A 10,984-nucleotide genomic window follows, 5' to 3' on the forward strand; every position below is an offset into this window, starting at 1 on the left:
TGCGCATGGTTTACAGAGGTTTTTACCATCAACAATCACTTCTCTTTTATCCTGCACATAATCTCCACATTTATCACATTTAATCCTGCTTAACGGCTTCCCTGGCATATCTTCAGGAGGTATCTCAACCATCACTTCTTCGACCTTAAATAGTTCATCCTCTGGCATGACCTTGTATGCTTCTATCTGTTGTTCGTATTTTCCTTCAATATCATGAGCATATTTATGTGCGAGTTTCTTTGCCTCTTCTTTTGCGATGATTCGGACAGCCTTAAAATTCCCCAAATTCACAAAGGTAGCTGCCATTATGCCATAGTCCATCCACTTAAGAGACCTTTTCCCGAGAGAGCATCCTGTCACCGATTGAATAGCATCGGTTGCACAACGGTCTATCTCAACAAATACATAGAGCCTCTTTCGATCAACACCCCTTGGGTCAGATATACTTACCTCTTTACATCCTTTCATTGCCATCCTAACACCGAGAACCTGACCCGGACAGAGATGACCATGAGTCCTTACGGATTCATTAAGAAGTTTCTCAAAATCATCCATAAGTGTATTATACCATATTACACTTGGGAGTAAAAATGTTTATGAAAAATGGGACGGCCTGCCGTCCCATTTTTCAGCGTATAAGTTTTTAAAATCAATTTTATTAATAGAAATAATTTGACTTGAGTTCTGGATATTATATAATAGCGTTATGCAAATTTGCATAATGACTTTAAAAGAGAGGATGGAAGGGAGTTTACTATGTATAAGACAATCCCTGTAGAAGAGGCAGTGGGGGTGGTGCTCCCACATGATATTACAGAGATACGAAAAGATGAGTTTAAAGGAAGGGCATTCAAGAAGGGTCATGTTGTAAAGAAAGAGGATATTCTCCATTTACAGATGCTCGGCAAGGAAAATCTCTATGTTATTGAAATAGGGGAAGACGAGATGCATGAAAATGATGCTGCCTACGCCCTTGCAGAAGCACTTGCCGGAAAAGGTGTTGAACTTTCAGGTGAGCCTGTGGAAGGCAAGATAAACCTGATTGCATCATATGATGGACTTCTCAGGGTCAAAAAAGATGCCCTTGCTGAATTTAACATGCTCGGTGAAGTTATGTGTGCGACTCTCCATAATAATACCTATGTAAGAAAAGGACGTAAACTTGCAGGCACGAGAGCGATACCACTTGTTATTAAAAAACATATCATTGAAAAAGCAGTAAGGATTGCAAAAGACAGTGGAGGCATACTTGAAGTAATACCTCTCAGAAAAGCAAAGGTTGGTGTTGTGATAACAGGTAACGAGGTTTATTACAAGAGGGTAAAGGATTCCTTTGAACCGATTATACGAGCGAAGATGAAGGCAATAGGTTCTTCAGTCTTACGGGTCTATTTCTGTCCTGATGATGCTGAAATCATTAAGCACAGAATCCGAGAACTTATCGAAATAGGCTGTGATTTGATTGTTACAACCGGAGGGATGTCTGTTGACCCAGATGATGTCACAAGGGTCGGAATATCACAGGCAGGGGCAACCGATGTTGTATATGGTTCACCCGTGCTCCCAGGAGCAATGTTTCTGATAGCATACATTAGTGCAAAAGAGCGGAAGCACGGAAGTGCTGAAGTAAAAAAATTTAGAGATAATTCTATTCCCGAACTTCCTACCTTCCAAACTTCCGAACCAATTCCCATTCTTGGCATCCCTGCCTGTGGTATGTATCACAAGACAACAATCTTTGATCTGATTCTACCGAGGGTGCTTGCAGGAGAGAAAATAACGAGAAGAGAAATTTCAGAACTCGGACACGGTGGATTCTGTCTCGGATGCAAGGAATGCAGGCATCCAGTATGCCCATTTGGGAAGGGTATATAGAGTTAAATGGAATTTAATCTAAGTATCCTTATCGCAATATCCCTCTTAATGTTTTTTTCTGCTTTTCTTTATTCATCGGTTGGACATGGTGGAGGCTCTGGTTATCTTGCAGTTATGGCCCTTTTTGGCTTTTTACCAGAACTTATGAAGCCTACAGCACTCTCTTTGAATATACTTGTTGCCTCAATAGCAACAATAAAATATTACAAAGCCAATTATTTTTCATGGCAACTTTTCTGGCCCTTTGCTGTCACTTCCATTCCTTTTGCATTCATTGGTGGATTGATTAAACTCTCAGATGATATTTATAGACCAATAGTTGGTTTTGTACTTTTATTTGCGGCGTATCGTTTGTTTAAAAAATCTATAGAAATGCAATCACCAAATCATATAAATCCAACTACCTCAGTCGCCTTACTCCTTGGAGCAGGAATCGGACTGCTTTCTGGTATTACGGGGGTTGGAGGAGGTATCTTCTTGAGTCCACTACTTCTATTTCTTGGATGGGCAGAAATTAGACATATATCAGGTATAGCTGCAGCCTTTATCCTTGTCAATTCCATATCAGGGTTGGCAGGACATTGGGTAGGTGTAAAATCCTTGCCTGAAACAATCCTGATTTTCGGAATCTCAGTAGTGATAGGAGGCATTATTGGTTCTGAGCTTGGAAGCCGTCAGCTTGGCACGCCAATACTCCGTCGTCTATTGGCAGTAGTTCTTATAATTGCAGGCGCAAAGTTTATATTTGTATGAAATCCTTCCGTCATCCTGTCTTTATTAAAATCCAGTTCTCTCCCTTTGTATGAATGAGGGCATACCTTCCCTTGAACCTCTTACCATCAAGGTGGAAGACCACTCTCTTTTCATCGGCAGACTCAAGACTATATGTCCCATTATCACAGATTTCAACTGTGCCTGCACCATACTGCCCTTCAGGTATCACGCCTTCAAAGTTTATATAATCGAGGTCGTGATCCTCTACCTGAACAGCAAGCCTCTTTATACCTCTATCTTCAGGTATCCCTTTAGGCACAGCCCAGCTCTTAAGCACTCCACCTATCTCAAGTCTAAAGTCATAGTGGAGATGGGTAGCATGATGTTTCTGCACAACAAATCTTGGTTTTTTCACAGAAATATTCCTTCTTAGACCTTACTTAATAAATTACTTTGACAGTGTTTCTATTTTGGAATTTTTCTGATTTGATGATAATACTGTCTAATTATTATTGACCTTTTCTTTTGCAATCTCCTCTCGTATTATTTCTATATAGCTATTAATTATTTCTGTATCTTTTGAGGTTTCTATCTCCACATCAAACTCTCTTACAGAAAATACTCTCCATTCTTCATAGTCAAACAACTTATCAACATTTTTTGCTAATTCTTCTGCCACCATTTCTGCATATTCTTTATTGGGAGATTTGAATAACATATACGTCAGAATTCCGTCTTGTTTTGGCGAATCAGTTATAAATATTTCAAACATAAGTCTATAGACTTTCATAATTCACTCCTGTGGAGATTGATATTGCTTAGAATTTTGCTTAGTGGTAACTATATCTAAATCTCCCGCTTTCATTTTTTGATGTTTTATTCTCTTACTAAGATTATTCCCCCTAATTCACTGCAACTATAACTTGCAGTTATCGGCATAATTATTCAATCCTTCTGAATTCAGCAAACTTTTTATCAATCTCACCCCTTAACTCTTCACCTACTTTTTGAAAAATATCTAATAGTTCCTCATAAATATCACCGCTAGCAACAAAATTCCAGAATTCTTCGCCTACTAATATTTCCATGTTCTCTAGATCATATAACCCTTTTAATGTCCACCGCTCATAAGGTTCAGGATGGTAAGGATTATATGGGATAGCCAATCTTGTAAAAACTTTAGCTTTTCTCTCTTGACTGAGTCTTAAAGCTATCCATCTGAGGAGTTTAAGTTTTAATGCTACAAACTCCTTCATATTAGGCTTTACACTTGTAATATCAAAGTAATTCTCTATGTCTTTAAACTTCACGAATAAGTCTACAATTGAATCTGGGTCAACTTTGGCTTGGCCTTTCTTTATCTTTCTTCTTATTTGCTCAACCTCCCCTATTTTGTCTGCAGTAATCTCGTCTTTCCTTAATTTGTAGTGAATATCACTGATAAGTTTCTCTGTGTCTTCATCCACTTCGCCAAACAACTTGTATTGTCTTTCTGCATGGTACCAGCACCTTTAGCCAAAATCACTGCAACTTGCTCCCAAATAGACATCCCAAAAGTGGTATTTATTGAGTGAATAAAGGAAAACATGGCATACCTATCCTTACCAAGTAATCTATGGTGGAAAGGCATATAGACTGTTTCTGGTCTATAATCTTTTAATTTCTCCCTCACCGTTATTTTTAGAAGTTCTATTATTTCATTTCTTATTTTTAGTGACAAAACCATACTTATACCTTCTTGAAATAAAATATAGATTCAAAATATTTATTAGAGTCTCTCTCTGTCCTCATAAGAACAGGTCTATGAAAAACATCAATAAGTTTAAATCTACATTGTTTACCTATATCGGGATACAGATTATACTTATCATTAGCCACAATAAAAACTAATGCCCCATCCATCAAATTCTTGGAGATATTTCCAAAAACATCTACTATCCCTTGAACATATTCTTTCTTTGCATTACCATTCTGCCCCCTGCTTGCAGGTCCTATCTCTAATTCGTCCTGTCTTGGAAAATCAAAAAGTTCATATGCGTATCTGTGTTGTTCATGATAGTCAATAACACCTACATATGGAGGTGAGGTAAATACACCATCAATCTTTAGTTCTTCAGGCAACTTTATTGTCCGTGCATCTCCCTGATAAATTTTAATAAAGGAATTGGTTCTCAGATTATTAAATTCCTTAATTCTTCTTATGGTGTCATAACTATAGCGATTTATGAATTTCAATGCTTCATCAATCGGTTCACAATATCTTTTGTGTTTAACACACCAGTATGTCTCTCTGACTGCTTTCTTTGGGCGGGCTAAATCATAATGTGGAATTAATCTTGCCGAGCGAGCAGATCTACTTAAAATTATTTTTAAAATATCTTGATTTCTATAATTCTTGATTATGCTTCTATAATATAAAATCTCCTGCAATGCCCTTTCTGAAAACCAATATTTAAAATATTCACTATCTGTTGTAAGTTCACCTATTTTGTTATCAAAAAGAAGTTGATTTTTATGGTGAAATGTTCTACTAAAATCTTTTAGTCGCTTTAGTGCATCTAATATTTCTTCTTCAACTTCTTTAATATTGTATTTTTGGGTCTTCACTTTCTGTATAAGAACGTTGAAAGGTGATAGTTCAATTCCAACGGAGTTTATACCTAATATATTTGCTTCAATAAGAGCAGTTCCAGAGCCAGCAAATGGGTCAATAATCGTATCACCTTTTTTAAAATATTTCTTCAGAAAGACCTCAACTAACTGAGGAATAAATTTGCCGAGATAGGGGTGTAATCTATGGACATGCTTTGTTCTCTCAAACTCTCTGACACTGATAAAGGTTAGATCATTACCTAATATTTTTATATTCTTTTGTGTGTCTGTTTTATTTTCTATTAAATGTGTGTCAATATTAAATTTTTTTGCAGCAAGCTTATTAGCTTCTAACATCAGATATTCTCCATTGTAATCGATACCCTTAAGTCCTTTCTAAAACCTTAATTATATTCTAACTCATATATCCATTGTGTCGCTATATACGACTGACAGATTTAGTGATATTAAGATATTCCTTAGTTTCTTTACAAGATGCACACTTTCGTCATCCATCTCTTTCATTCTTAGGCTGTCGCCGATGATTATGGTGGTTTTAGGTTTTTCTTGCTTTTGTGTAGGCATCTTCAATTATCCTTTTTAGCCCATCCATTTAGAATCCCATTTAATTCATCGCAAACCTCACTGAATTTAGCCTTATCGATCAAATTATTATTGCCAATCAGGTAATATTCCAAATCCAGCTCTAATATTAAATCGCCATAACATCTCTTAAGCGGGGAAGCATTTTTTACAAATAAAACACCATGTATTGTTTCTCTGAAATGTCTAAATTTATCATAATAAATTTTAAAATGTTTAGGAGTATTCTCAGTCAAGTGTTCGCATAATCCAAATATCCATCGTGCGCCAAAATAATTAGAGTCCCCATACATTGCAAACTCGCACTCAAATTTGTCTGTGTGACCATCAATTTCTCCCGAAACATAAATAACAATGATACTGTAAATATCAATATCTTGGGGAAATTTGCGAGGGTTGCCATTTTTATCTTGGCATTTATTCAATATTAAATTTTGAAGACGAATTATCTTGTCCTTTTCTTCTTGACCACCTAACGTGAGTTCATACCTCCCACGACTTGCGAGTTGAGATCTTGTATAGTCTATGAGCCACTTTCTTTGGTTTGCCTGAAGAAGATCGAAACATATGCGCATTCCATTTCTTGTCTTGTATAAAAAATCGACAGTGTCATCTGAATTTGGAAGTAGCTTTATTTCATATTCTAATGGTCTGTCTTTTGATTCAAAGTCATAAGCAAAATAAGATTCAAATACAAAACTATTTAATTCTATTCTGTTTTTTGAAGATGTAAGTTTTTTAGTAAGCTTGTTATAGCGACCAGTCTTTGCCAATAATATAATTTTCTCCTTAAACCAATCTATGTCATGTTTAAAGCCAGAATTTATATCAACGCCCAAATTTTTGGTAAATGCAACATCAAGTTTTTCTTCTAAGCCTTGCATGTTCATATTAATTCTTCGCCCTTTTAAACTCCCTCTCTACGCTCTCTCAAAATGCACAATATTATTCGGCTCGTTTTCAATCCAGACTATTTTTATATGTCAGATACCTGCTGACTAACAATTTCATTCCATTTTAGTTTATGTTCGTATTTTATAGACTTGTCTTTTTTCAGATTTTCTACATAATTTTCAATAAAATCATATGTATTATTCAAAAGCCTTAAATAATACTTTAATGAAGGATAAATACCATTGATAATGACCTGACAGCCATGAATTTTCAATATTCTGGAAACCTCTTTTAAGATATTTTCTGTATCTGCTAAATATTCACCAGCTGTAGTCAATAAATAATATCTTTGTATTGGATAAGATTTAAATTTTTCGTAAGCGTCTCTAACCATCTGAGAATTTATAGTAATTCCATGTTTGATTTCTACTGCTTCAAATATCCTTCCCTCTGCATCTCTAATTTCAATATCACCAACTCTTCCCAAACTTTTATCAGATGATGTATGTTCTTCCATCGGCATTAATATCATACCCTTATATCGTTTTAATTCTTTGACTATACACTGATATACAGAATAAATAGCTAAAGCAGGCAATCTGGATGCTCCACGAGATGAATACCTGAATTCAAAATGTTGCTTTAAATAATTGATTATTGTCAATATTGGGAGATTTGTAGGTTTGGCTAAATCAATCTTTTTCTGCTCACGGTGTTCAATCAACTTTGCAAATAGGAACAATAAGTAAATTTCAGGAGGTTTATTATGTGTTTGGATTTGGTCAAGCAAAAAAAGAAATACCGATTTTAGTTCCACTGGTGTTATTTTGCCTGGATAGTTAAAATCATAGGGCAGATTTTGTTCCAGAGATCTTGTTAGCCAGCCGCTTTCTGCCATTGCAGGGAATCCCATCTCTTTCATAAATGGAGTTATAAACCTTGTATCAATACCTCTACCCGAATAACCACCATCCATATTATCTTGATGAAGTCTTATATCCTGTTTAGGGTTGTGGAGTTTATGAACAAGGCTTGTTATAAGAACTGTTAAAACTCCTTTGCCTTTCTCAAAGTTATCTATAATGATTTGCAGATTTGAGCTTTCATCCTCTTCTAATTTTTGGATGAGTTCATTAAGATTCCCTTCATTAAAGATAGACAATGCTCTTTGATAAATCTCATTTAATATTTCTGGATGTGCTATGCCTTTGTATTTAGTTGTTTCCATCATACAAAAAGTTCCAATGGCTTTTCTATGTCAAGATTTTTTAGTCTTTCCCTCGCGTATTTACAATATTCTTCATTTATATCTATTCCTATATATCTTCTGCCAAGTTCTTTTGCAGCGACAATAGTAGTTCCACTTCCTACGAAAGGATCAAGAACAATATCATCAGGTCTGGAGAGTAGTTTTATTAGCTCTTTTATAATGAATAATGGATAAATAGCGGGATGCTTACAGCCTTTTATTGTTTCAACTGCACATTCTATGACATCCTTCTTTATTGGTTCTCCTTTAATCTTTATAATTGTAAAGCCTTTTTTCATAAGCTGGTATTTTCTTCCACCATCCTGTCCTCCAAATGGTTCAGAATGAATGCCTTTTATCTTCATCCTGAAACTTTCAATCTTTCCAGTTTTTACTTCTTCTATTACCTCTTGTAACTCGCAAAGTGCCATCTTCTTTTGTTCCAAAGTAAGATTGGAATGATCGATAAGTTCAAAGTATTTCTTCCCAATGTTATTACCATTAGACCGTTTGTTTCTTAACCCATTATTATTCATATAAGCATTAAAGTTATAGTAATAGTCATCGCTTTTTACAAAATGGAAAAAAGGTTCTGTACTGCTAACAAGTCGTTTCTGATATTGCCTTGGTGTCGGATTGAGCTTTACCCATGTAATATTATTTATAAGCTTTACAGGAATTTTTTTTAGAACCTCTATAGCAAATCTATACGGAATTAGTTGTAAACTGCCTTCTAAATATTTATCGCCTAAATTAAATACAATGCTTCCATCATCCCTTAAGATACGAACACATTCCGAAAAGACAGGAAGCAGATTATCTATATATTCTTCGATAGTTTTTTCATTTCCAATACCGCCACCATAGTCCCTTTGTTTAAAATACGGTGGAGATGTGATTATCAAATTTATTTTATTGTCAGGAATTAATTTTAATATACTTAAGTTATTTCCCTGTATTATCTTATCTAAGAAGTCTTTAAATGAAGGGATTACGGGTGTACCATATTGAATTATAGTTTCTGAGATTATATCTTGATTGCTTTTCGCTAAATATTTCTTTTGGCGAATTTTATCAATTTGTTTATGGCTTCTTATTTTCTTTAGCATTCTACAAACCTCCCATTTCAACATCTATTTGTATTTTTGATCTACAATCCTCCGAAAATACCCCTCACCCTAACCGTTCGGCTGAGCTCACGACGAAGCCCTCTCCCACAAGGGGAGAGGGAACTTTCTTCCGTACCCATCGAGGAAGAGGATAAAAATTGTCACGAATAAAACCCTTCCTATATATCATCATCTCCTGATAAATCCTACATCTCACCATCTGATTACGTTCAAGGCAAAATCATCATAGTATTATTAAATATCTTCAACTGATTCAATTGAATCATATTTTAGTGTATTTGTCAAGAAAAAATTTTGAGACTTTCCCGAATTTTCGGCTGAAGAAGCAAGTAATAGTTCTTTTAAAAATTGATTTGTTAGAGTTCCTCTGAAAAGGCCTGTCTGCGCAAACAATGCAGGCAGGAGGGACTCTACATGGATAAGAATTATAAGGATGTTGGGATTAAAATTGTTAAGACCCCTATTCCAAAGATCTGTGTTTGTCCAACTTGTGGAATGGAGCAGCCTTTTGTAAAAGACCGTGAACACTGGAAGAAGGTGAAGGACTTAAGCCTTGAGAAACCTATCTGCCTGTGCGGACACGCAGACAGGCTTTATGGTCTGTTCAGAGAATAAGTGCTAAATGTCTGAATCCTGCCTGTAGGAGAAAGAGCTTTGTCCTGCCAATTCCAGGCATCGAAAAATATCAGAGAGTTGCCTTAAGGGTCAAAGACGAAGCGCTGAATAAAAATATCCTCGACAATATGCCTTACTACAAAACCGCCTCCAGTCTACCTGTGCGGACACGCAGACAGGCCTTAGTCGTCTCAATACCTCTGGCAGCAAATCCAGTCTGGATCGCTGGAAACAGAGGGAAGCAGAACGATATAACTTCAAAGATATAATTGCACGGATTGGGTTTTCGGGAGTTCTAAGTATCGATGAATACAAGCCAAAGAGGGCTAAACACTATGACCTTATGGCTGCTGATGCAATAAAGTGGCATATCCTTTACTTAGAGACTATTCCTCTTTCTCCTAATAGAGCTGGCACTATTCCAAGAGGAGGTATTGAACAATTCTGCTGTCACCTGAAGGAGTTAGGGATTAATCCTTGGGCTGTTATCTTTGACCTATTAGCTGCATATCCAAAACAGGTAAGGAAGGTTTGGCCTCAGGTAATCATCCAACCTGTCTGCGTGTCCGCACAGGTAGATATGACTATTTTCATGTAATGCAGCAAATTCATAAGCACTTAAAGAATGCCTTACTTCATTTTAGACGACAGTTAAAGGGAAAGGAATTAGAGCCATTCCGACCTGTCTGCGTGTCCGCACAGGTAGACAGGAGTTATGGGAAAACAAATGGCGAATTCTTAAAAACATGGATAATTGGACAGCCAAAGACCATGAGATCCTCCCTGAACTAATTGAGTTCTATAGGGATACACCTGTTGAGGATATCCTGATTTTTAAAGAACAGCTCCATCAGATATTTAATGCCAGCAATAGCAAGGCAGAGGCTTATGCTAAGAGGGATAGTCTTTCTCAGGAGAAATGGTGGAGGAACTCATGGCACCTTTCTACCTGTGCGGACACGCAGACAGGAGAAAGATAATGGAGTTTTTAATGAGTTCCAGGTTTGAATATATGATTACCTACATGGATAACAAGCGTATCCCACGCTCTGGTAACATAGAGAATCTGATCTACCTGTGCGGACACGCAGACAGGTCGCCATCTGGAGGCAGACGGAATCTGCCTGTGCGGCACGCAGACAGGAAGGTGCGTCGTGGTTTTAAGACAGAGAAAGGCAAACAAAATCATCTGAAACTCTACCAGGTTAAACATTATCTGGACAACGAGTTAGCCGAAAATTCGGGAAAGATGACAACTCCTTGATTGATAACAATAAAAAGGTATTTTTAGCCGAAAATGTGGGAAAGTCTC

16 protein-coding genes are annotated in these 10,984 nt (G+C 36.4%); 6 read left to right on the top strand and 10 right to left on the bottom strand.

The window, feature by feature from the left end; translation table 11 throughout:
- Positions 1-555, bottom strand: a 555-nt coding sequence (locus tag AB1488_00270; GenBank protein MEW6408541.1) for an FmdE family protein, incomplete at its 3' end; no start/stop codon positions are given.
- A 201-nt stretch (positions 556-756) separates the two neighbouring features.
- Between AB1488_00270 and AB1488_00275 the strand changes: the two genes are divergently transcribed.
- The gene (locus AB1488_00275; GenBank protein ID MEW6408542.1) at positions 757-1,875 is read left to right on the top strand and encodes a molybdopterin-binding protein; all 1,119 of its coding nucleotides are present in this window, start codon (positions 757-759) and stop codon (positions 1,873-1,875) included.
- A 6-nt stretch (positions 1,876-1,881) separates the two neighbouring features.
- Positions 1,882-2,628 (top strand): sulfite exporter TauE/SafE family protein, encoded by a 747-nt coding sequence (locus AB1488_00280; GenBank protein ID MEW6408543.1) that lies wholly within the window; start codon positions 1,882-1,884, stop codon positions 2,626-2,628.
- Between the two features lie 10 nt (positions 2,629-2,638).
- On the opposite strand, the gene AB1488_00285 is transcribed toward AB1488_00280, so the two are convergent.
- From AB1488_00285 to AB1488_00325, 9 genes are all read right to left on the bottom strand, one after another.
- Positions 2,639-3,004 carry a DNA polymerase ligase N-terminal domain-containing protein gene (locus AB1488_00285; protein MEW6408544.1) on the bottom strand — a complete coding sequence of 122 codons (366 nt, stop codon included), beginning with the start codon at positions 3,002-3,004 and terminating at the stop codon, positions 2,639-2,641.
- Between the two features lie 87 nt (positions 3,005-3,091).
- Complete coding sequence (locus AB1488_00290; GenBank protein ID MEW6408545.1) at positions 3,092-3,379, bottom strand: hypothetical protein; 288 nt, start codon at positions 3,377-3,379, stop codon at positions 3,092-3,094.
- 151 nt (positions 3,380-3,530) lie between these two features.
- Positions 3,531-4,067, bottom strand: coding sequence for a TdeIII family type II restriction endonuclease (locus AB1488_00295; protein MEW6408546.1), 537 nt, complete (start codon positions 4,065-4,067; stop codon positions 3,531-3,533).
- Positions 4,007-4,315, bottom strand: a complete 309-nt coding sequence (locus AB1488_00300) for a TdeIII family type II restriction endonuclease (GenBank protein ID MEW6408547.1) — start codon at positions 4,313-4,315, stop codon at positions 4,007-4,009. Before AB1488_00300 ends, AB1488_00295 begins: the two co-directional genes overlap by 61 nt.
- A 2-nt stretch (positions 4,316-4,317) precedes the next feature.
- Complete coding sequence (locus AB1488_00305; GenBank protein MEW6408548.1) at positions 4,318-5,538, bottom strand: DNA methyltransferase; 1,221 nt, start codon at positions 5,536-5,538, stop codon at positions 4,318-4,320.
- 63 nt (positions 5,539-5,601) lie between these two features.
- The gene (locus AB1488_00310) at positions 5,602-5,766 is read right to left on the bottom strand and encodes a hypothetical protein (protein MEW6408549.1); all 165 of its coding nucleotides are present in this window, start codon (positions 5,764-5,766) and stop codon (positions 5,602-5,604) included.
- Positions 5,767-5,768: 2 nt separating this feature from the next.
- Entirely contained in the window at positions 5,769-6,674 is a 906-nt protein-coding gene (locus tag AB1488_00315; protein MEW6408550.1) for a hypothetical protein, read from the bottom strand.
- Between the two features lie 86 nt (positions 6,675-6,760).
- Positions 6,761-7,909 carry a DNA methyltransferase gene (locus AB1488_00320; protein MEW6408551.1) on the bottom strand — a complete coding sequence of 383 codons (1,149 nt, stop codon included), beginning with the start codon at positions 7,907-7,909 and terminating at the stop codon, positions 6,761-6,763.
- Complete coding sequence (locus AB1488_00325) at positions 7,906-9,036, bottom strand: site-specific DNA-methyltransferase (protein ID MEW6408552.1); 1,131 nt, start codon at positions 9,034-9,036, stop codon at positions 7,906-7,908. Before AB1488_00325 ends, AB1488_00320 begins: the two co-directional genes overlap by 4 nt.
- A 435-nt stretch (positions 9,037-9,471) precedes the next feature.
- Here AB1488_00325 and AB1488_00330 point away from each other — a divergent pair, with 435 nt between their 5' ends.
- From AB1488_00330 to AB1488_00345, 4 genes are all read left to right on the top strand, one after another.
- A complete protein-coding gene (locus AB1488_00330; GenBank protein MEW6408553.1) occupies positions 9,472-9,672 on the top strand; it encodes a hypothetical protein in 201 nt (66 codons plus the stop codon).
- A 343-nt stretch (positions 9,673-10,015) separates the two neighbouring features.
- Entirely contained in the window at positions 10,016-10,270 is a 255-nt protein-coding gene (locus AB1488_00335) for a hypothetical protein (GenBank protein ID MEW6408554.1), read from the top strand.
- Positions 10,271-10,418: 148 nt separating this feature from the next.
- A complete protein-coding gene (locus tag AB1488_00340; protein ID MEW6408555.1) occupies positions 10,419-10,652 on the top strand; it encodes a hypothetical protein in 234 nt (77 codons plus the stop codon).
- Positions 10,607-10,936 (top strand): hypothetical protein, encoded by a 330-nt coding sequence (locus AB1488_00345; protein ID MEW6408556.1) that lies wholly within the window; start codon positions 10,607-10,609, stop codon positions 10,934-10,936. The genes AB1488_00340 and AB1488_00345 overlap by 46 nt, the downstream gene beginning before the upstream one ends.
- Positions 10,937-10,984 lie beyond the last annotated feature (48 nt).

The sequence above is a fragment of the Nitrospirota bacterium genome (assembly GCA_040756155.1).
GTDB lineage: Bacteria > Nitrospirota > Thermodesulfovibrionia > JACRGW01 > JBFLZU01 > JBFLZU01.

Bases quoted from the DNA above. Each gene is read 5' to 3' on its own strand.
- AB1488_00330 (MEW6408553.1), top strand. From the start codon at position 9,472: ATGGATAAGAATTATAAGGATGTTGGGATTAAAATTGTTAAGACCCCT.
- AB1488_00335 (MEW6408554.1), top strand. From the start codon at position 10,016: ATGGCTGCTGATGCAATAAAGTGGCATATCCTTTACTTAGAGACTATT.
- AB1488_00290 (MEW6408545.1), bottom strand. From the start codon at position 3,379: ATGAAAGTCTATAGACTTATGTTTGAAATATTTATAACTGATTCGCCA.
- AB1488_00320 (MEW6408551.1), bottom strand. From the start codon at position 7,909: ATGATGGAAACAACTAAATACAAAGGCATAGCACATCCAGAAATATTA.
- AB1488_00280 (MEW6408543.1), top strand. From the start codon at position 1,882: ATGGAATTTAATCTAAGTATCCTTATCGCAATATCCCTCTTAATGTTT.
- AB1488_00325 (MEW6408552.1), bottom strand. From the start codon at position 9,036: ATGCTAAAGAAAATAAGAAGCCATAAACAAATTGATAAAATTCGCCAA.
- AB1488_00305 (MEW6408548.1), bottom strand. From the start codon at position 5,538: ATGTTAGAAGCTAATAAGCTTGCTGCAAAAAAATTTAATATTGACACA.
- AB1488_00345 (MEW6408556.1), top strand. From the start codon at position 10,607: ATGGCACCTTTCTACCTGTGCGGACACGCAGACAGGAGAAAGATAATG.
- AB1488_00310 (MEW6408549.1), bottom strand. From the start codon at position 5,766: ATGCCTACACAAAAGCAAGAAAAACCTAAAACCACCATAATCATCGGC.
- AB1488_00300 (MEW6408547.1), bottom strand. From the start codon at position 4,315: ATGGTTTTGTCACTAAAAATAAGAAATGAAATAATAGAACTTCTAAAA.
- AB1488_00275 (MEW6408542.1), top strand. From the start codon at position 757: ATGTATAAGACAATCCCTGTAGAAGAGGCAGTGGGGGTGGTGCTCCCA.
- AB1488_00340 (MEW6408555.1), top strand. From the start codon at position 10,419: ATGGATAATTGGACAGCCAAAGACCATGAGATCCTCCCTGAACTAATT.
- AB1488_00315 (MEW6408550.1), bottom strand. From the start codon at position 6,674: ATGAACATGCAAGGCTTAGAAGAAAAACTTGATGTTGCATTTACCAAA.